A 19,899-nucleotide genomic window follows, 5' to 3' on the forward strand; every position below is an offset into this window, starting at 1 on the left:
GAACATCACATGAGAGCATTACAATTTATTGGAGGCGTTAACATGAGTTCTAATAACACAACTCCGTCATCTTGGTGGAAGACATCAACGGTGTATCAGGTATATCCGAAGAGTTTTAATGATACAACCGGATCGGGTACTGGAGATATTCGTGGATTAACCGAGAAGCTTGATTATTTGCAGCATCTGGGTATCGATATTGTGTGGTTGCAGCCGGTATATGTATCTCCGCAGCATGATAATGGATATGACGTAGCGGACTATTACCGGATTAATCCGGATTATGGGACGATGGAGGATTTTGACGAACTGCTGAAAGGTCTGAAGGCTCGTGATATGAAACTGATGATTGATATCGTGGTGAATCACTCTTCTACTGATCATGAGTGGTTCCAGCAATCCCGTTCTTCCAAGGATAATCCGTACCGGGATTATTATATTTGGAAAGATCCTGCGCCGGACGGCGGTGTACCGAACAACTGGCAATCCAAGTTCGGTGGACCTGCTTGGCAGTATGATGAACAGACGGGACAATATTTCCTGACTTTATTTGATAAAACACAGGCAGATCTGAATTGGGAGAATGAAGAAGTACGCAAAGCTGTACGGGATATGATCAAGTTCTGGGCGGATAAGGGTGTGGATGGTTTCCGTATGGACGTGATCAACCTGATCTCCAAAGACCAGCGTTTCCCTGATGATGATGGCAGCGTGTCACCGGGTGATGGACGCAAATATTACACGGATGGACCACGTGTGCATGAGTACATCACCGAGATGTATGATGAAGTATTCGGGCCTCACAACATGGTGACTGTAGGGGAAATGTCCTCCACAACACTGGAACATTGTATCCAATATTCGAACCCGGCTTCCCGGGAGTTTTCGATGACGTTTAACTTCCATCACCTGAAAGTGGATTATCCGAATGGTCAGAAGTGGGAACTGATGCCGTATGATTTCGAAGCGATGAAGCAGCTCTTTAGTGAGTGGCAGACAGGCATGCAAGCTGGTGGTGGCTGGAACGCGCTGTTCCTTAATAACCATGATCAGCCTCGGGCACTGTCCAGATTCGCCGATGATGGTGACTATCGTGCCGAGAGTGCGAAGATGCTTGCAACAACGATACACGGCATGCAAGGTACGCCTTATGTCTACCAGGGAGAAGAGATCGGCATGCCGAATCCGGTCTGGAATGACGTTAGCGAGTTCCGCGATATCGAATCAACGAACATGTACCGCCTGCTTCAGGAAGAACGAGGTAAATCCGCTGAAGAAGCTTTCAACATTGTAAAAGAGCGTTCCCGGGACAACTCCCGCACACCGATGCAGTGGAATGGAAGTAAGAACGCCGGATTTACTACCGGAACACCTTGGCTGAAGGTGGATGAGCGGTATCCTTCCATTCACGTGGAACAGCAGCTGGCTGATCCAGATTCGATCTACTATCACTACCGCAGATTGATTGCCCTACGTAAACAGGTTAACGTGCTGATCGACGGTCTGTATGAACGATTGGACGATGCACATCCGGATGTATTCGCGTACGCACGGACCAATGGAAGTGAAACCCTGATTGTTGTATCCAACTTCAGTAAACGAGACGTCACGTTCTCGCTTCCGGAAGCGGTCTGGAATGATCACATTGCAGGCAAATCAGCAGAGTTACTCATAGGAAATACGGAGGCAGCCCCTGCGCTGACGCAGGAAATCTCTCTCAGTCCGTATGCATCCTATATGTGGCTTGTGCCACAACAGGACTAATAACATTTTATAAATAGGAAGTGACACTATGGCAATCGATAAAAAACAGGTTGAGGAGATCGTCCGGGCAGTCGGTGGCAAAGAGAATATTGAAGCTGCTACGCACTGTGTTACACGACTCCGGTTTGCCTTGTACGATGAGAGTAAAGTGGATACTGAAAGTCTGGATCAGAATGATCTGGTTAAAGGACAGTTCTCTTCCCAAGGACAATTCCAGGTCGTTATTGGGCCTGGTCTGGTGGATAAAGTCTATGATGAGATGATTCAGATTACCGGGGGAGATCGTTCTTCCAAAGATGATGTGAAGGCGGTTGCTGGTAAAAAGCAAAATCCAATCCAGCGAGCGATTAAAACACTCTCGGATATTTTCATTCCGATCTTGCCTGCAATCATTACGGCAGGTCTTTTGCTCGGAATTAACAATATTCTGACAGGTCCAGGCATTTTCTTTGATGGAAAATCACTGGTGGATGTTTATCCAGCCTGGAAGGATCTTGCTTCCATTATTAATACGATCGCAAGTACAGCCTTCACGTTCCTGCCGGCTCTAATTGGTTGGGCCGCTGTAAAAAGGTTCGGCGGCAGTCCGCTGCTCGGGATCGTGCTGGGTCTCATTCTGGTACATCCCGATCTGCTGAGTGCCTATGGTTACGCTGATGCTGTGAATAATGGCACGGTGCCAACATGGAATCTGTTCGGTTGGGAGATTGAGAAGATCGGTTATCAAGGGCAGGTTCTGCCAGTACTGGTATCGGCCTATCTGCTTGCAAAGATGGAAATTTTCCTGAATAAAAGGGTACATGATTCGATCAAACTGCTGGTTGTTGCACCAGTTACCTTGCTGATTACGGGATTCCTGGCATTTACGATTATTGGACCGGTTACATTTGCTATTGCAAATGCAATTACATCTGGCTTGATCTATGTATACGATTCATACGCGGCGCTGGGTGGTCTGATCTACGGTGGTCTCTACGCTTTGCTCGTTATCACCGGTATGCATCACACGTTCCTCGCGGTGGATGTTCAGCTCATTGGTAGTCAGGGCGGTACGTTCCTGTGGCCGATGCTGGCATTGTCCAATATCGCACAGGGTTCAGCAGCACTTGCGATGATGCTTGTCCTGCGTGAGAAGAAAATGAGAGGACTTGCGGCAACGTCTTCGGTATCGGCCTTCCTCGGGGTAACTGAGCCGGCGATCTTCGGAGTGAATATCCGTTACCGTTATCCGTTTATCTTTGGTATGGTCGGTTCCGCGATTGGTGGTGTGTTGCTGACGATGAATAATGTTCAGGCAACCTCCATCGGTGTAGGTGGCGTACCGGGGTTCCTGTCGATTTTCCCTAACAAATGGGGCGTCTTTTTCATCGGCATGGCGATTGTCCTTGTTGTACCATTTGTACTGACCGTCCTTTTTGGCAGAGCCAAACTGAGAAAAGAAGATCGTAGTGCAAGCAATGAAACCGTTAATGAGCCTAAAGCGGCTACATCGCAGTCTGCTTCGGGTGTTACCTCTTCAACTGCAAAAACAGATCCAAACCAGCGCACACGTAGTGCAGCTCAAGTAGGGGACGAAGCAGTGAATACACTGGAAATCATGGCGCCTTTAACAGGCCAGGCCGTGTCACTGGAGCAAGTACCTGATCCGGCTTTTGCCGAGAAACAGATGGGTGAAGGTGTAGCGATTGAACCTTCCGGCAACGTTGTTGTGGCTCCGTTTGATGCTCAGGTGGCTCATGTGATCAAAAGTAAACATGCGGTGATTCTTGAACACGCGAGTGGATTACAAGTTCTGATTCATGTCGGGATTAATACAGTATCCCTCAAGGGTGAAGGCTTCAACATGCACGTGGAAGCTGGCGAGCATGTAAAGGCTGGACAAAAGCTGTTGGAGTTTGATCGTAAGGTAATTGAAGATGCGGGATACCCGCTGATTACACCGATTATCATTCCAGATGGTCAAGATATGGTTGAACGGGTGGAAGTCACGACAGGTGATGTTACATCTAATCAAAATGGTGTGTTGAAGGTTCATCTGAAAGGTTAATTGAATACAACAACAAGAAGGGGCTGCGTGATGTGCAGCTCCTTTTTGCTGTATGATCGTTATTTTCATGACGATCATGGTAAACTGTATATAAAATGGAAGAATCACATTTTTAAAATAATGGTGGTTGGAAAGGTTCTTCTGACAAAGCAAGCTTCAGGCATGTTCGAGTCGTGGCGTTCATATGGTGGAGAAAGAGTTCCTAGTCAATCGATGAGGAGGAGAGCCATGACACGTATTGCCGTGATGGTCATTCATGGGCTGGGTATGCGGAAGGATGGGTACGCGGACAAGTTGATTGCTTGTTTGCATAAGGAATTGGACAAGGTAATGGTCTTGCCTGGAGCCTCCAAACAGATGCTGGATATCGAACCTGTATATTGGGCGGATGTATTTGAGGAGCGGGAAGAGGCTCTCTTTCAACAGCTCGTCAGCTCTCCGGGATTGAACTTTCAGGCGTTGCGCCGATTTGTCATCCATTACCTGGCTGATGCGGTTGCTTATCAACCGGTGGAAAATCAAGGCCATAACTACGATGCCGTACATCGAACGTTGAATCAGGCGATGCATACCCTTTCACAGCGCAATGGACCGGAAGCTCCGCTCTGTGTGGTTGCCCATAGTTTGGGTGCCGTAATCGCCAGTAACTTCTTCTACGATCTGCAATATCCGTCCAGTCGTATTCCGGAGGTTGTGGATGTGAACTCGGCTCTGGAGCGGGGGGACACGCTGACCAATTTTTACTCGTTTGGTACAACCCTGCCCTTATGGAGTTTGCGTTATCATGACTTCAGTTGCCCAATTCAGGTGCCCTCTTCCCATGTGAATCAGTATTATGCTGGGCTGGAAGGGGAGTGGGTGAACTTCTACGATCGGGATGATATTCTGGGTTATCCATTACGCCCCATTGATCCCGCTTATGAGAAAGCGGTCAAAGAAGACATTGAAGTGAACTCTGGCGGCGTGGCTATGAGTTGGAATCCGCTAAGTCATGGGGGGTATTTTTCCAATCGAAATATGAATCGGAGAATTGCTCAGGGGCTGGCTCGAACCTGGACCTGGATAAATCGCTCATAATTAAGAGGTAGTTCAAAAAGTCCGCTTTTGATTACGAAGGGTGCTTAATGGCATCATCAGCATCGAATATGGAATTCATCCCATCTTCTTGGTACTGAAAACCGGTCTTTTTGAACATGTATTGTAAGTGTATTGAAATTAGGAGGGAATATGTATGGAATGCAGGACAGGCTGTGCCGCATGTTGTATCGCGATCTCCATATCATCACCGATACCGGGCATGGCTCATGGCAAGCCGGCAGGTGTACGTTGTGTGCAGCTTACGGATGATAATCGCTGCGGAATTTTTGGCCAAAAAGATCGTCCTGCGGTATGCAGTGGATTGCAAGCTGAGGAAGAGATGTGTGGTAGCACCGATCAGGAAGCATTTGATATTCTAACCTGGTTGGAGCAAGAAACTGCACCAAAGGTAATATGAGAGTGGGTTGTTTTAATGAATTGGGATAATTATACTTAATATGGAAGAAGGTTGATCAGAGAGAGGAGACGCGAATAGAATGGGGCTTGTTAAACGTTTTGTATTGGTTGTTGTGAATATGATCGGAGAGTTATGGATGGGATTTTATCGACGTAACTCCGATTATTATGACCATCAGACTTCGGAGTCCAAAAGTAAGATTGGCTATTATGCATTTATTATAGGGGCAACAGTGGTTACGGTGGGCATTGTAGGATGGATGTACAACCGAATTTATTCATAATTAGTCATTATGCTTAAAATTGAATGAGGCAAAATGCTGAAGTAGAGTCTGTACAAATATAAGAGAGTATCCGCAGGGTGTGACATCAAATGGATACTCTCTTTGGCATGGGATCAGACAAAATATGATCATTGAAGATAGGGCTTAGCTTTCTTTTCTTTCAACATATGTACAAGAATCATCTTCAGTACAGAAGAGAAGATGAAGAAAATAAATAGAATCCGAAACAATTGATACCCGGATACAACCGAAAGATCGGCATTCACTCATGGGCCATGATACTCATCTGATCCATCCGTTTAGCCTACCGGTTAAGATCCTGCTAGAGCCGTAGCGGAAGGTTTGGGTTCTCTGAACATTACAAAGTACATCAACGATGAAATAACATATAGACAGCCTGTGATGCTGAAAGTGATCGCATAACCCCAATACGTTCCGTATGTAGTGACCAGATAGGATTGAACAGGTCCCATGGTAGCCCAACCGATCATGAACGAGGTCTGCATCAGTGAATTGGCAATGCCGCGGCGTTTGTCCGAGATCCGATCCACCAGTATCGCTGAATGAATGGGATTGGCTGCGTTCATCAATGCTTGTCTGAATAAGAAACTGAGCGAAGCGATGAACAACAGATTGGTGAAGCCTGTTAATAGAAGGAAGGGTAGCGACATGACCTGGAAAATGACAACGGCTCTTACGCTTCCGACCTTTGCCGCCAGGGTAGGACCAATCAGCATGGATACAATCGTCATAATCTGACCAAGTGCAATCAGTAAGCTCATGCCGCTCAGAGAAACCGAGAACCGATTGGTGAAATACAGATTCAGATACGGTACAACCAGTCCAGAACCTAATCCAATTAACAACTGAGTCACTATAAACTGACCAATCAGTCGGGAATCTTTTTTCTTCGTGATCGAATCGTCCGTGCTTGGGGTATTCGTTGAACTTTCTTTTAGATCCGCATTGGGTTGAAGAACGGGTTGCGCCGGAATTGTTGTCTGCGGAGCAGCCTTGCCTTCGGTTACAAATAACAGTGGAATAAACGCAGCCAGTGTTGCTGCACCACCGACAAATAAAACCGTCTGCAATCCGGTCACTTTGGCGAGTCCTGCCGTATGTAACAAATCTGCGAATACGCCGCCACCCAGGCTACCAAGCACCTGGGAAGCCAGCACAAGGGATGAATAATAACTGAACATTTTCAGCCGCTGGCTTTTCTTGACGTTTTCCGCCAGATAAGGAATGGCCAGTACTTGGAATACCCCAGCGAAAAGGCCAGAGAATACCGAGAACCAGATCAGTCCTGTAGCCGAATAATCGAAGGAGCGTCCGATCAGAAAGATTCCGCTGAATAACGCCCCTGTAATGAGTAATCGCTTGCGGCTGAACAGATCACCGCATAGACCGATAGGAACAAACATAATGGCTGTTGCGAGTGATTGAATACTTACAATCTGGCCGTTCATTGTATCATTATAGCCCAGACCCTGAATGTACAGATTGTACAAGACAGAGAACATGCCATTTCCGATCTGATACAGAATGCTAGCCAGGAAAAACAGTTGAATATTGCGGGACCAGCCGCGAATTTCATCATTAATATGTTGTAAAACTCTCAAGTGGTTCCCCCCAGTCTGCCTGTGCAGTGATTCCAGTTTAACAGGAAAGGGGAATTTGCGGAAGAATTGACCACTGTTTATTTTGGTTCAGGGGCATCAATTACACGAGCAATGACGAATCCATCGTAACCTTTGCTACCCACGGTTTGCAGTGCTGTAGCTTCAAGCCGAGGGTGATCCGCGATCAACTGCAGGAATGATCGAACGCCTTGAACTCTGGGGTCTGTGCTGTCTGTGCGGATCACTTCACCGTCCCTGACGATATTATCACCAATAATAAGACTCCCCGGCCGAGTCAGTCGCAGGGCCCATCTCAGATAATCGGGATTACTCGGTTTGTCAGCATCGATGAAGATCATATCAAATGGTTCCCTGTATTCTTCCTGAACATCGGGAAGAGTGGTTAGGGCAGGACCAACTCTCAGGTCAACCTTGTGCATCAGTCCTGCTCGTGTGAGATTGGCTCGGGCCAAGTCTGCATGGTGTGATTCCGATTCCAGTGAGACGATGCGTCCGTGTTCAGGCAGCGCTCTTGCCATCCAGATGGTACTGTATCCACCCAATGTGCCGATTTCAAGTACACGAGATGCGCCTTGGATTTGCAGCAGGAGCTGAAGCAACTTTCCTTGATTAGGTGTTACGTCATGTGCAGGGAGTCCAGCTTCGGCATTGGTTTGCAGGGTTTGCTCCAGCAGGGAATCTGATGGAATCAGCAGATTATTCATGTAGTCGTCGACTTGGGTCCAGGTATGCTGTAGTTCGGTTGTATTTATATTTTTCATCTTCACATGTTCCTTTCCTTGTTCCTTGTATTGGATTTCTTATTTCAACTATAAATGGAGTAGATATATAAATAAAATATATATTATGTATGATAATATAACTTTAGATTATGTAATTGACGTGAAAGAGGTGGTGTAAACATGAATCTGCATGGATTACGATTATTTCATGCCATCGTGAGATATGGCGGGGTCACTCGTGCCGCAGAGGAACTGAATATTAGTCAGCCCGCGGTATCTTCTCAGGTGAAGAAGTTTGAACGTGAATTGGGAATCCAGCTTTTTGTTTCGGAGGGAAGAAGACTGGTGCTTACGGATGCGGGGATACAGTTGACAGGTTATGCGGAACGTCTGTTCATGCTGGAGCAGGATGTCGAGAATTTTGTGCAGGATTTTCGGGAGGGCAAGAAAGGACTGATCCGTCTTACGGCAACCTACTTGCCTTCGAATTTTCTGTTGCCTGGCTGGATTGCGCGGTTTAAGCAAATGCACGAGGATGTGGAGATTGTTGTGAGCACAACCAACACCCGGATGGCCTTTGACCAGTTGCTTCGTTATGAGGCAGAGATTGCAGTGTATGGTGGAAGTGGCATTACACATGCAGGTGTCCAATGGGATGAATTGTTTGACGATGAGATGTGGTTTGTTGTGCACCCTGACCATCCGTATGCGGGAAAAGAAATCGAGCTGCATGAGATGATGGCAGAACCGTTCATCATGCGCGAAGAAGGCAGTGCCACGCGTGAGCGACTCGTATCCCTTTGCACAACAAATAACCTGGCCGCTCCCCGCATTGCGCTTCAGTTCAACGGGCTGAACGAAACGATTAGTGCGGTGAAGGCAGGTTATGGGGCCAACTTTATATCTTCTTTGGTTGTGAACGAAGATGTGCAGCAAGGCAGGCTGGCACGAGTGTTTGTTCGAGGTGTACAGCTGAGAAATACGGTTGCCGTATGTACACGAGCAGGGGAAGTGTTGTCGCCTGCTGCGCAGCATCTGGTCAAGCTTATCCGCCAAGAAGCTGCTTTGATGAAATAAATAGCGTGATTGTACTTAAAATAACTTAAGGTCCATGTTCAAAAAGACCCGTTTTCAGTGCCCTATAGTGGACTTTTGAACAGCCTCTTAAAAATGAATAGGTTGCTTCTCCAACTATTAACTTTCGCTTTGTTGTGAAGTTCCCCAAGCATGTAATCGGACGTATAGCGTTACGCCGCCAATGATCAGGACAGGAATCCAGACTGCGATCATGGGCTCGCGGCGGAATAACAATGCGGCTGCAATGACGCCGATCAAATAGATGACAACAGCACCTGCACGAAGGTAGGAGTCTGTGGACAAGGCTTTGGCTAACGATCGGATATTGGCATGTCGCAGCTTTTTGAGGATGCTTACAGTATCCTCAACCACAGCGGCCAAATTATTGGTGAGCACGGTTGTTGAGATGCCGGCAATTCCAATGCGGCGTGCCGCAGTTGTTTGCATCCCCATTGCAACGGCTAGAATGACAATTAACAGATAGGACAGTTGTTCTGAAAATGGACTAATCATGGCGATCGCGAACAGCAGCAGCAATATGCTTTCAACAGTTAATACGGCTGTGACCTTAGAAGACCAGCCATTTTTGGTCTGCACAGGTCCAACCATATGTGCTGCAATGGCATTGCCGGCAATAAAACCGATGAGAGCAAGCAATGACCGCAGCACGACAAATTCCTGAGCACGGGCAATGGCAATACCGAGCAGTACAATATTTCCCGTCATATTGGCTGTGAGCACATGCCCCAGTCCCAGATATCCGATTAGATCCACCATTCCGGCAGACATGCAGAGAAGCAACATGGCGTATTTTTGGAGGGTGCTTTGATTCATCCTATCCGTCCTTTCAAAAAACGTAGCCCCTCCAGTATACAGCCATAACCCACGCTTCTTCAAAATGAAATTCATCGCGCAAGACTTAAGGTGCAGCGAGCCAATCAAACATATTGTTCAGCGCTGACTCATGTATTTTCTCGTGAAAATGATGATCCTGCCCGCCATAGGCGTGAAATGTGACATCCGCACCTCGGCGCTTAAGCCAGTGATACATCCGGGTTCCGTGACTATAATTCACCTGTGTATCTGATGTACCATGCATGATTAGCACGGGACAAGAAAGTTTGTTCGCTTTCGACAGGGGAGAACGGGCGAGATAAGCTTCCGGAACTGCGCGTGGGGAGCCACCCAGCACCCGTTTCAATGTGCGCCTCAGGTCGGTTCGCTCATGGTAAGTGCGTTCCACATCGGAGACACCGCTCCAAAGAACTAACTTATGTACTCTGTCCGGTCCCTCATTATAGGCAGTTGAGGTATGTACAGCATTAATGGCTCCGCGGGAGAACCCCATTAACGATATCCGAGTCGGATCGACAAAAGGCAAACGTTGCACTAACCGGTAAGCGGCATGCACATCTTCGGCATCTCTTCCGCCATACTCGTCACGACCCTGACCGCCTTCGTTGCCACGATAGGATGGGGCGAACACGATATAACCTTTATGTACAAACTGCTCAAGCCAAACGGTATTAACCCCGCCATAGCTGCCAAGTCCGCCGCGACAATAGATCAGAACCGGCCACTGTTCCGGTATGTTATCCGTATCATGCATTGTTGCAGCAGGGTAGTGGCTAGCGAGTGGTTGCAAATGTAGAGATGTATGTATGGAAGCGAATTCCGGAAAGGCAGAGGAGACAGAGCCGGGATGAGAAGTTTCATATGTCGTGATATCAGGTAATGAACACCCTTGTGGCAGGTATAAATAAGCTTTAACCCAAAGTGTATCGGATGAATACGTCACTTGATAGAGCAGTAAAATCAACCTCTTTCATCGGTAATAACAGGCCAAATGACAGGGATGCTTCTATAGGATGCGCGTAAAATAAGTTCCCATACCTTCCAGGCTGAATCGCCAGCCCAAATGTAAGAAATTCGTTTATTGGCTCCATATGATTTATAATGGTTCAGGAGACATGTGGATTGACCGCTTGTCCTCATATTCATAAAACTAATTTTAGTGTGCAGAAAGAAAGGGAGAAAGCCATGATGAACGCCCCACATCCAATCGATCAATTCAAGAAATTCAAATATGAAATTACCAGATTTATGATGATCTATAAATTTGCTCTGGATCAAATGGAGACCAAGATTGAAGTCCTGAAGGAAGAATTCCAGTCTTTGCATGATTACAGTCCAATTGAGCATACAAAGTCCAGACTGAAATCACCTGAGAGCATTATGAACAAGATGTTCCGCAAAAATCATGAGTTAACGTTTGAGAGCATCAAGCAAAATATCAAGGATATCGCCGGGGTACGGATTACATGTTCCTTTATCTCGGATATCTATCGTATTAAAGATATGCTGTGCAACCAGAGTGATCTGCGTGTACTGGAGGTCAAAGACTACATCGAGAATCCGAAGCCAAACGGCTACCAAAGCCTTCACCTTCTGGTGGAAGTGCCTGTGTACATGTCCAATGGCGAGGAACGAGCATGTGTGGAGATCCAGATCCGTACAATCGCGATGGATTTCTGGGCGAGTCTGGAGCATAAGATTTTTTATAAATACAATAAGGATGTTCCCGAGCATTTGACGAGAGAGTTAAAGAGTGCGGCAGATTCGGCAAATGCGCTGGATCAACAGATGGAGCGACTTCACCGGGAAATTCAGGAGATTAAGGACGCCGATAACGAGCGGGATGAAGAAGAATTGCGCCGTATTATTATTAACAATCAACAGTTCACACTGCCATCCAACCTGCTCAAGCTGCTGGGTAGCGGGGAGTAGTATTTGATGAAAAGTACTACATCTTCATTGAACACAAACTCCACATCTCGTGTACGGATGGCTTTAATTCTGGGGACATTGTCGGCCTTCGGGCCGTTGTCCCTGGATATGTATTTACCCGCATTGCCCACGCTGGCTGATGAGTTTGGTTCATCTACTTCGTATGCTCAACTCAGTCTGACGGCGTGTATGATTGGACTTGCGGTTGGACAGTTGCTTGCCGGGCCTCTAAGTGATATACGTGGTCGGCGAACACCGCTCATTGCAGGGCTTGTGCTCTATACCATCGCCTCGATACTTTGCCTGGTCAGCCCGACGATGGGCTCTTTTGTTGTGCTGCGGTTCATTCAGGGTGTAGCTGGAGCGGCAGGGATTGTCATCTCGCGCGCAATCGTCAGAGACGTATATTCGGGCCCGGAACTGATACGGTTCTTCTCTCTGTTAATGCTGATAAACGGCGTAGCCCCGATTGCTGCACCAATCATTGGTGGACAATTGTTGACGTATACATCGTGGCGCGGCGTATTTATTTTGCTCAGTCTCATCGGTATACTGACGCTGTTGGCTGTCATTTTCGGTCTAGGAGAGACCTTGCCTTCCAATCGCAGATCAAGCGGGGGATTGAAGCAGACATTACTTACATTTCGCCAAATCGCGGGGGATCGTCAGTTTATGGGTTATGCGTTAACCCAAGGGTTTGTAGCTGCTGGCATGTTTGCGTACATATCAGGTTCACCGTTTGTGCTTCAGAAAATATACGGGGTGTCCCCGCAAATGTTCAGTGTCTGCTTCGCCATTAACGGGTTAGGCATTATTCTGGCCAGTCAGATTGCCGGCAGACTTGCCGGTAAGGTATCTGAAACCCGCCTGTTAATTGCGGGGCTGCTAACCGCGGCGCTCGGAGGAACATCTCTGCTCATCGCCATTCTGGCTGGAGGTAATCTAATCTCTGTACTGATCCCATTATTTTTGGTGGTATCCAGTGTGGGGCTGGTCAATACCGCGTCCTTCGCCCTTGCAATGGCTAATCAGGAGAAGTCGGCGGGCAGTGCGTCTGCGCTTATTGGAGTGATGACATTCCTGTTCGGAGGTATTGTCGCTCCCCTCGTAGGTCTCGGGGGAGAAGGAACAGCTGTGCCAATGGGAATCGTTATTGCGTGTGCTGATCTCGGTGCCTTGGTGATTTACTTCCTAATGGTCAGTAGAGGCAGGAAGCGCCAGAACGATCAAGTGTTGAGTTAAATGTACTGATTCTGTTGTCAGTGCTTTTGCGGATTTTAGTAGTCTAAGGCTGCTTCTGATTAAAAGAACGAATAAAGAGCCCCACTTGGAAGGAATCATGCTTCCAAGCGGGGCTCTTGCTGTAGGTAAGGACAAGTTTAGCAGAGCGCAAACAAAATCTGTGTATTGGACAGTATACCTGGCGTGAGGAATGGATAGAAGTACCCCACCACAAAACCAAACAGATTAATCGCAGGCCACATCAGGTAGACATCATTGTATGTGAAGACAAGGGACCATCGGTTGTAGCAAAAGTTGGGCAGTGCACGTTCTTCGTTCTCTCGAGGTGCCGCTGCACCAGTCTGTGCAAATTGCACAGCTTGAGTGAGACTTTGCGGCTGTTGCTGGAGGAAGAGCGGAAGCAGACCCGGGCTGCTTTTGATCAGGTTATACAGAAAAAGCATTTCTGCCGGAGGCTGACCTACCGGACGAGGATAGGCACTAAGCAGGGTGGGCAGATTGCCTTGAGTCAGTTGCGCAGGTACTCCCGGTGCTGTACCCGGGATTGTACCTGGAATGCCTCCGGGGATATATGGACCGGGTCCTCCGCCTGGAATGTATGGAGGATAGGAGCCTTGACCGCCAGGTATACCCGGAAACGTCGGACCACCCGGTGTGCCGCCGCCACCTCCTGGGAACAGTGGAGGCAATTGAAAGGAACGGTCTTCTCCATAACTTAGATAAGGGTTATATTCGTAATACATATACAGAACATCCTTCCTGTCGTCGTATTCTGCATTCAGCATATGGCGGCATCCGCCTATAGGTGAATTTCGTCAAGAAGATTTTCTATGATCTATATAGTTAACTAATCCTTTACACAAACGGAGAGGATAGAAAAAACCTGAAAAAGCGAAGCGCTCGCATTTATCACCGGATTTTCCCTTAGAGAAAAGGGAATCGAAAAAATCTGGGGATAACAGCGATGGGAAGGTTGTTCTATCATCGTAGTGTCAGTGTAAATAAATTTTAGTTCAACTGTATAGCGCAGAGCATAATCGAATTGACAACTGAACTGATAACAATTATCATTGTCAATGGAATCGGACAAATGTACATACGGATATTATATGTATCAATAATAGTGTCAATATTTTTGAACGTTGATATCTGTCACAATAGCGCCGAATAAGGTTTTCATAATGAATTGAAAGGGGATATATCAAGTGTTTAAGAGAAATAAAAAGATGATCATGCTTCTAATTACGGTGATGGTTATGTCTATCTGGTTGGCCGCGTGTGGAGCGAAGCCTGCAGAGAACGGAGCAGCAGGAGAGAACGATACAACAACGGAGACAGAGACACAAACAGAAGCCCCGACAGAACGCACATTAACGGATGCAATGGGACACGAGGTTACCATCCCGGCTAACCCTGAACGTGTCATCGCGTCTTATCTGGAAGACCATCTCGTTACACTCGGTGTTAAGCCAGCGGCACAGTGGTCCATCAACAACGGCAGTGGTTTGCAGGATTATCTGCAAAATGATCTGAATGGCATACCTGGTATTGCAAGTGATCTACCTTTTGAAGCCATGGCTAGTTTCTCACCAGACCTGATTATTATGGGTTCTGAAAGTACAGTTGAAGGGGAGAAATACGAACAGTACAACAAAATTGCCCCTACGTATGTACTCGGAGATGAGGTCAACAAGGATTGGCGTCAGGCTCTGCTCAAGATCGGCGAGCTTCTGAACAAATCGGATGTAGCGCAGAAGGCGCTTGATGATTATGATGCCAAAGCAAAGGAAATCAAAGAAAAAGTAACTGCTGTTACTGGAGGAACAAAATCCGCCGCAGCGTTGTGGTTATTCAATAACAAGTTTTATGTTGTAAGCAACAATGTTTCCAGTGGTGAAGTGATGTACAACGAACTTGGACTTGCAGAGCCTAATGTTGTGAAGGAAGCATCCGCGAAGGCAACGGGTAACTGGTCTGAGATTTCATTGGAGAAGATCGCGGAAATGGACGCAGACTATCTATTCCTGGTGAACAGTGACAAGGGAGCAGGCTCAGAAGCGCTGAAAGATGCCGTATGGCAGAGCATCCCTGCTGTAAAGACAGGTAATGTGTTTGAATTTGAAAGCACAAGCAGCTGGTTGTACAGTGGCGTTCAAGCAAATACGCAAATTCTGCAAGATATTCAAAGCAGTATTGTGAAGTAACAACCAAACATGTGCGAAACAGTCATTTGAACGCTTTGATGCCATGAGCATCAAGGCGTTTTTTGTTTTTTGAACAGATATGGATATATAATAACGAGGAAGTAAAGTAAGTGAACCACGTTTAACGTAACACGAGCAAGGAAGGGGATATTTACATATGTACACATTGGATCCACGTGAAATAACGGGAAGAGACAACTATAAACTGATGAGTGGTTCGGTGGTGCCACGTCCAATTGCTTTTGTGACGACACTTTCAGATGAGAATGGTGTAATTAATGCAGCGCCTTTTAGTTTCTTTAATGTGGTTAGTTCGGACCCACCGCTGTTATCCATATCCATTGCACGTAAAGACGGTATCATGAAAGATACTGCACGTAATGTGCTTGCTCATCAAGAACTGGTCGTGCATATCTGTGATGAAGCAATCATAACAGAAGTGAATGAGACAGCAGCCATACTGGAACCCCACGAAAGTGAGCTTGAGCGGACAAAACTGACTACAGTGCCAAGTACCAAGGTTGCTGTGCCAGGAATTCAGGAAGCACTCATTCGGATGGAGTGTGAGCTGTATCAGCACATTCCCATCACGAATGATGAGGGCAAACCGGTGAGTGACCTGCTGCTGGTACGCATTGTACAGTATCATTTCAGCGAACAAGTCTACAATCCGGACAAGGGCTATATCCTGATGGATCATTTGAAACCAGTCAGTCGACTGGCGGGTAATGATTATGCCAAACTTGGGGAGAGATTTACTATAATTCGGCCTGAGTAGTTCTGACAGATAGCAAAGGCGGACAGCACGTGCGAAACTCGCATATGTTGTCCGCCTTTGCTTGTTAATATGAACATAAACAGGACAGGTAGTGAATAGACTTGTACTATATCCTGCACACATGTCATATGAACCTATTTTATATATAGGTTGTTTAAAAAGCCTACTTTTTAACACGTACTATAAGGGGGTTAAGCCGATGAACCAGCTTGAGGCAAATACTGGGGCAAGTATTATGGGAATAGGAACGGCGTGGCCTGCCCACCGTATTGAGCAAAAGGATGTATCTGCCCGTCTCGCGCAAGCGCTGGAACATGAGCCAGATGCGAGAAGGTGGGCCAAACGAATCTTTAATCAGTGCGGTGTAGAGACTCGGTATACGTGTGAACCGAATCTGCTTGAGCCTGTTGATTCTTGCCGATATTTACCCTTTACCAATGCGGACGAGGTTCCGACTACATCCGAGCGTATGGGCAAATACAAAGCTGCTGCTGTTCCACTAGGTCTCGCGGCGGCCGGACAGGCACTTCAGGATGCAGACGTAACGTCCTCGGAACTTACACATCTCATTACGGTGAGTTGCACGGGGCAATTCCTGCCCGGACTTGATGTTCGGCTGATCCAGCAGCTTGAACTGTCACCGCAGATCAACCGGATTCCACTGGTGTTTCAAGGATGTGCAGCCGGTCTGAAGGCGATCCAACTGGCGAATTCCATTGTAACGACAGAAAAGAAGGCTACAGTTCTCATCGTGTGTGTGGAACTATGTACACTTCACTTTCAGCCATCTGCCAAACGGGACGACCTGTATGCCGCATCGTTCTTCGGAGACGGCGCCTCTGCCTGTGTTATTGGTGCGTCCGGAACAGACCGCAATGAATGTTTTCGACTGGGTCGTGGGCACTCAACGCTGCTCCCGGATTGTGCAGAAGAAATGATCTGGGAAGTGGGCAATACAGGCTTTGATCTCTACCTGTCACCACAGATTCCGAAGCTGCTTGGTTTGCATCTCGGTCCAGAGGTAGAACGGTTGCTGGAGGGGAGCGGTTTACCGGAAATATGGGCGATCCATCCGGGAGGCAGAGGCATCGTGGATGCCGTTCAGAAGTTGTATCAGTTGACAGATGATCAGGTCTCCTACAGCCGAAACATCCTGCGGGATTATGGCAACCTGTCGTCCGTGACGATTCTTTTTGTTCTTCAAGCCATCCGCGAGGATTACAGACAGAAGGAAGAACATTCCAGCGGGATAGCGCTGGCCTTTGGCCCGGGATTGACGGCAGAGTTACTTCCTTTTACATACATCCCTGCCCCCATAGCGAACAGAACACCTGTGAATCATGGCATCCAATAGTTCGCGAACCCGAGTAAAGGAGATATACACTGCAAGTATATGAATGTGCTTATGATCTTACCGATGAGCATAATCGAATGACTAATCTGATCGCAGAGGAGCTTAGGTATGGGTTATCGCAGTCTTGCTGCCTTCATCAGCCGATATCCGCGGTTCATTATTCTCTGCTGGGTATTTATCATCGGGATGTCAGCGGTCTGGGCATGGAAGTTACCTGACATTGTTCAGGATCACGGATTGAAACGGGTTCACGGGGATGCGCAAGAAGTTGATGCTGTTCTGGAGGACGAATTCGGTTCTCCTGCTGATCCGGTTATTCTGGTTTTTGAGAAAAAGGAAAATACCTCGCCGTTACAGTTCCGGCAGTGGATCAAGGATCGTTTGACACAGGTTCAAGTGTTGCCTGCGGTAACTTCTATCACCTCCCCTCTGGATGCTAGCGAAAGGGTGACGCTGCAAGATCAAAGGGCATATGCCCTTGTGAAAATGGATGTGCCCGCGCATCAGATGGGTCCCCCACTGGAGCAGTTGCGCGCCGTGCTGGCAACAGACGGTCCAGGTACGGTGCAATTGACGGGAGAGGCAGTCGTGCAGCAAGATGTCAATCATCTGAGCTTTCGTGATCTGGAACGGGCAGAGATGGTGGGCCTGCCGATTGCCCTGATCGTTTTGTGTTTTGCATTCAGGGGGCTATATGCTGCATTGATTGCTGTCATGATGGGGATCAGTGCTGTGATTACCGCGATGGGAGTCACGTCACTCCTTGGTTATCATCTGGAATTGTCCAACTTTATCATTAATGTGATTCCCATGGTGGGTATGGCACTGAGTATAGACTTTGCCCTGATCATCCTGAGCAGGTACAGGGAAGAAGTTCAGCGGGCCTGTAAAGATGGAGGCCGAACTAATGTTCAGGGCAGAAGTCTCTTTATTCAGAACGAGGTTTTGCGGAGCGAGATTCTTCAGCGAACATTGCGTACAGCAGGCAGAGCGGTGTTGTTCTCGGCAGCTTGCGTGCTCCTTGGGCTGCTGGGTCTGCTCTGGATCAGACTGCCGATGTTTCTGAGTGTCTCCTTGGGGGCCATTATTGTTCTGCTCCTATCGCTACTGTTAAATGTTACGTTGCTGCCAGCTCTGCTGTCACTGTCTGCGGATCGGGTCTTCAGGCGAAAGTCAGTCCATTGGTTACCCAGACGCTCGGTCTGGTATCGATGGTCAGCAATGGTCATGAAACGACCCGTCCGTATGGCCATTGGAGGTACGGCTGTGCTGCTCCTGTGTGTATATCCAGTGACCCGGCTGGAACTGTCCGTCCCGGATGCTTCTTCACTGCCAGAGAGAATGGAGTCCCGCCAGGCAGCAGAGCAGTTGCAACATGATTTGGGGCAAAAGAATACCTCTACCATCGAGATGGTGATTGGCGGACAGCAGGAACTGTTGACTGCCTCTCACTGGCAGATGGCCCACAACAAAGCCCATCAACTAATGCAGGACTCAGAAGTATTAAGCATTGTTTCACCATGGGGCCTATTACAGCCGAATCAAAATGACTCGCAGAGCCTTTTACAAATTCCACCGTCGGCGCTCACTCCTTCCATAGAAGGCAAGGAGTCAACAAGGACGGCATGGCTGCGTTCAACGGTCTCTGACCATTCCATACGATTGATAGCCACCGTGCACGGGGAGCCTGGGTCGGAACAGGTTGCAGACTGGCTGGACCAAATGAGGAATAGCGATCATGCACCAGGTTCCAACAAAGTAAAACTACGTTATGGTGGGGAAGCTGCCAAGCAGTATGAAATAATGCAGGAGGTCACAAGTCAACTGCCCAAAGTGCTGGTATTTGTAGTGGTCACCAATTATCTTGTGTTACTGGCGGCATTCCGATCGATGCTCATTCCAATCAAGGCAATTCTGATGAATCTGCTCAGCTTAGCCGCTTCATTTGGCATATTGGTGTGGGTGTTCAATGAAGGACATCTGGGCATGGAGCCGTCAGCCATTGCCATTATGATTCCTGTATTCATTGCAGGATTGGTGTTTGGCATATCCATGGATTATGGTGTGTTTATGCTGAGCCGTATCCAGGAAGTGTATAGACGAACCGGAGACAGCGATGTGGCTGTCCAACAGGGATTGGCTTCTACAGGCCGTCTGGTCACCTCCGCAGCGGCAATTCTACTTGCAGTGACTGTGCCGTTTGCCTTTGCTGAAGTCGCAGGTGTGAGGCAGTTAGGGATCGGAATCACGGCAGCGGTGTTGATTGACGTTACATTAATCCGTCTAATACTGGTACCTGCATTGATGAAATTAATGGGCAGGTGGAACTGGTGGTTGCCAGGTCAGATGAAATGAAGGGTATTTCCGTAACCTGTCTTCAGGTTGGAGATATCCTTTTTTTGGCTAGAAATCGTGTGATTCCATTCAAAACAGGCAAACATGTTCAATTCATGTGTGACCTAGATGTTCTATAATGGATGGGATTAATTCCATATGACAGTCT

At 47.6% G+C, this 19,899-nt stretch carries 17 protein-coding genes; 12 read left to right on the forward strand and 5 right to left on the reverse strand.

The genetic code is table 11. From position 1 onward, the window contains the following. Window positions 1–42 precede the first annotated feature (42 nt). The 5 genes from treC to J2Z28_RS05310 all read left to right on the forward strand — a co-directional run bounded on the left by treC (window position 43) and on the right by J2Z28_RS05310 (window position 5,589). Window positions 43–1,764 (forward strand): alpha,alpha-phosphotrehalase, encoded by a 1,722-nt coding sequence (gene treC, locus J2Z28_RS05290; protein ID WP_211081486.1) that lies wholly within the window; start codon window positions 43–45, stop codon window positions 1,762–1,764. Window positions 1,765–1,792: 28 nt separating this feature from the next. Continuing rightward, entirely contained in the window at window positions 1,793–3,811 is a 2,019-nt protein-coding gene (treP, locus tag J2Z28_RS05295; protein WP_211081487.1) for a PTS system trehalose-specific EIIBC component, read from the forward strand. 228 nt (window positions 3,812–4,039) lie between these two features. Beyond that, on the forward strand, window positions 4,040–4,888 hold the full coding sequence (locus J2Z28_RS05300) for a chemotaxis protein (RefSeq protein WP_211081488.1): 849 nt from the start codon (window positions 4,040–4,042) through the stop codon (window positions 4,886–4,888). Window positions 4,889–5,042: 154 nt separating this feature from the next. Beyond that, on the forward strand, window positions 5,043–5,306 hold the full coding sequence (locus J2Z28_RS05305) for a YkgJ family cysteine cluster protein (protein ID WP_017688873.1): 264 nt from the start codon (window positions 5,043–5,045) through the stop codon (window positions 5,304–5,306). A gap of 79 nt (window positions 5,307–5,385) precedes the next feature. Then, the gene (locus J2Z28_RS05310; RefSeq protein ID WP_017688872.1) at window positions 5,386–5,589 is read left to right on the forward strand and encodes a hypothetical protein; all 204 of its coding nucleotides are present in this window, start codon (window positions 5,386–5,388) and stop codon (window positions 5,587–5,589) included. Window positions 5,590–5,900: 311 nt separating this feature from the next. Here J2Z28_RS05310 and J2Z28_RS05315 read toward each other — a convergent pair whose 3' ends face one another. Then, window positions 5,901–7,211 carry an MFS transporter gene (locus tag J2Z28_RS05315; RefSeq protein WP_211081489.1) on the reverse strand — a complete coding sequence of 437 codons (1,311 nt, stop codon included), beginning with the start codon at window positions 7,209–7,211 and terminating at the stop codon, window positions 5,901–5,903. Window positions 7,212–7,288: 77 nt separating this feature from the next. Beyond that, window positions 7,289–7,993: an O-methyltransferase gene (locus J2Z28_RS05320; protein ID WP_211081490.1), complete on the reverse strand. Its 705-nt coding sequence runs from the start codon at window positions 7,991–7,993 to the stop codon at window positions 7,289–7,291. Between the two features lie 141 nt (window positions 7,994–8,134). Here J2Z28_RS05320 and J2Z28_RS05325 point away from each other — a divergent pair, with 141 nt between their 5' ends. After that, complete coding sequence (locus J2Z28_RS05325; RefSeq protein ID WP_036608744.1) at window positions 8,135–9,031, forward strand: LysR family transcriptional regulator; 897 nt, start codon at window positions 8,135–8,137, stop codon at window positions 9,029–9,031. Between the two features lie 117 nt (window positions 9,032–9,148). Here J2Z28_RS05325 and J2Z28_RS05330 read toward each other — a convergent pair whose 3' ends face one another. Both J2Z28_RS05330 and J2Z28_RS05335 read right to left on the reverse strand, forming a co-directional pair. Then, complete coding sequence (locus J2Z28_RS05330) at window positions 9,149–9,865, reverse strand: YoaK family protein (RefSeq protein WP_211081491.1); 717 nt, start codon at window positions 9,863–9,865, stop codon at window positions 9,149–9,151. An 85-nt stretch (window positions 9,866–9,950) separates the two neighbouring features. After that, on the reverse strand, window positions 9,951–10,850 hold the full coding sequence (locus tag J2Z28_RS05335; RefSeq protein ID WP_244988127.1) for an alpha/beta hydrolase family protein: 900 nt from the start codon (window positions 10,848–10,850) through the stop codon (window positions 9,951–9,953). A 224-nt stretch (window positions 10,851–11,074) separates the two neighbouring features. On the opposite strand from J2Z28_RS05335, the gene J2Z28_RS05340 reads away from it, so the two are divergent. Together J2Z28_RS05340 and J2Z28_RS05345 are read left to right on the forward strand one after the other, a co-directional pair. Then, complete coding sequence (locus tag J2Z28_RS05340; RefSeq protein ID WP_036608962.1) at window positions 11,075–11,818, forward strand: GTP pyrophosphokinase; 744 nt, start codon at window positions 11,075–11,077, stop codon at window positions 11,816–11,818. Between the two features lie 6 nt (window positions 11,819–11,824). Then, window positions 11,825–13,060 carry a multidrug effflux MFS transporter gene (locus tag J2Z28_RS05345; protein ID WP_211081492.1) on the forward strand — a complete coding sequence of 412 codons (1,236 nt, stop codon included), beginning with the start codon at window positions 11,825–11,827 and terminating at the stop codon, window positions 13,058–13,060. 137 nt (window positions 13,061–13,197) lie between these two features. Here the strand turns inward: J2Z28_RS05345 and J2Z28_RS05350 are convergent, their stop codons facing one another. After that, window positions 13,198–13,845, reverse strand: a complete 648-nt coding sequence (locus J2Z28_RS05350; RefSeq protein ID WP_211081493.1) for a hypothetical protein — start codon at window positions 13,843–13,845, stop codon at window positions 13,198–13,200. A 420-nt stretch (window positions 13,846–14,265) separates the two neighbouring features. Here J2Z28_RS05350 and J2Z28_RS05355 point away from each other — a divergent pair, with 420 nt between their 5' ends. The 4 genes from J2Z28_RS05355 to J2Z28_RS05370 all read left to right on the forward strand — a co-directional run bounded on the left by J2Z28_RS05355 (window position 14,266) and on the right by J2Z28_RS05370 (window position 19,751). Beyond that, the gene (locus J2Z28_RS05355) at window positions 14,266–15,264 is read left to right on the forward strand and encodes an ABC transporter substrate-binding protein (RefSeq protein ID WP_211081494.1); all 999 of its coding nucleotides are present in this window, start codon (window positions 14,266–14,268) and stop codon (window positions 15,262–15,264) included. Between the two features lie 157 nt (window positions 15,265–15,421). Further along, entirely contained in the window at window positions 15,422–16,042 is a 621-nt protein-coding gene (locus J2Z28_RS05360; RefSeq protein ID WP_211081495.1) for a flavin reductase family protein, read from the forward strand. Window positions 16,043–16,241: 199 nt separating this feature from the next. Further along, window positions 16,242–17,396, forward strand: coding sequence for a type III polyketide synthase (locus J2Z28_RS05365; protein ID WP_211081496.1), 1,155 nt, complete (start codon window positions 16,242–16,244; stop codon window positions 17,394–17,396). A 108-nt stretch (window positions 17,397–17,504) separates the two neighbouring features. After that, entirely contained in the window at window positions 17,505–19,751 is a 2,247-nt protein-coding gene (locus tag J2Z28_RS05370; RefSeq protein ID WP_211081497.1) for an MMPL family transporter, read from the forward strand. The last annotated feature ends 148 nt before the right edge of the window (window positions 19,752–19,899 follow it).

The organism is Paenibacillus xylanexedens (assembly GCF_017874615.1).
Taxonomy (GTDB): Bacteria; Bacillota; Bacilli; order Paenibacillales; family Paenibacillaceae; genus Paenibacillus; species Paenibacillus xylanexedens.

Excerpts from the sequence above, each read along its gene's own strand:
- treC (WP_211081486.1), top strand. The coding sequence starts at position 43 with ATGAGTTCTAATAACACAACTCCGTCATCTTGGTGGAAGACATCAACG.
- treP (WP_211081487.1), top strand. The coding sequence starts at position 1,793 with ATGGCAATCGATAAAAAACAGGTTGAGGAGATCGTCCGGGCAGTCGGT.
- J2Z28_RS05300 (WP_211081488.1), top strand. The coding sequence starts at position 4,040 with ATGACACGTATTGCCGTGATGGTCATTCATGGGCTGGGTATGCGGAAG.
- J2Z28_RS05305 (WP_017688873.1), top strand. The coding sequence starts at position 5,043 with ATGGAATGCAGGACAGGCTGTGCCGCATGTTGTATCGCGATCTCCATA.
- J2Z28_RS05310 (WP_017688872.1), top strand. The coding sequence starts at position 5,386 with ATGGGGCTTGTTAAACGTTTTGTATTGGTTGTTGTGAATATGATCGGA.
- J2Z28_RS05320 (WP_211081490.1), bottom strand. The coding sequence starts at position 7,993 with ATGAAAAATATAAATACAACCGAACTACAGCATACCTGGACCCAAGTC.
- J2Z28_RS05325 (WP_036608744.1), top strand. The coding sequence starts at position 8,135 with ATGAATCTGCATGGATTACGATTATTTCATGCCATCGTGAGATATGGC.
- J2Z28_RS05330 (WP_211081491.1), bottom strand. The coding sequence starts at position 9,865 with ATGAATCAAAGCACCCTCCAAAAATACGCCATGTTGCTTCTCTGCATG.
- J2Z28_RS05340 (WP_036608962.1), top strand. The coding sequence starts at position 11,075 with ATGAACGCCCCACATCCAATCGATCAATTCAAGAAATTCAAATATGAA.
- J2Z28_RS05345 (WP_211081492.1), top strand. The coding sequence starts at position 11,825 with ATGAAAAGTACTACATCTTCATTGAACACAAACTCCACATCTCGTGTA.
- J2Z28_RS05350 (WP_211081493.1), bottom strand. The coding sequence starts at position 13,845 with ATGCTGAATGCAGAATACGACGACAGGAAGGATGTTCTGTATATGTAT.
- J2Z28_RS05360 (WP_211081495.1), top strand. The coding sequence starts at position 15,422 with ATGTACACATTGGATCCACGTGAAATAACGGGAAGAGACAACTATAAA.
- J2Z28_RS05365 (WP_211081496.1), top strand. The coding sequence starts at position 16,242 with ATGAACCAGCTTGAGGCAAATACTGGGGCAAGTATTATGGGAATAGGA.
- J2Z28_RS05370 (WP_211081497.1), top strand. The coding sequence starts at position 17,505 with ATGGGTTATCGCAGTCTTGCTGCCTTCATCAGCCGATATCCGCGGTTC.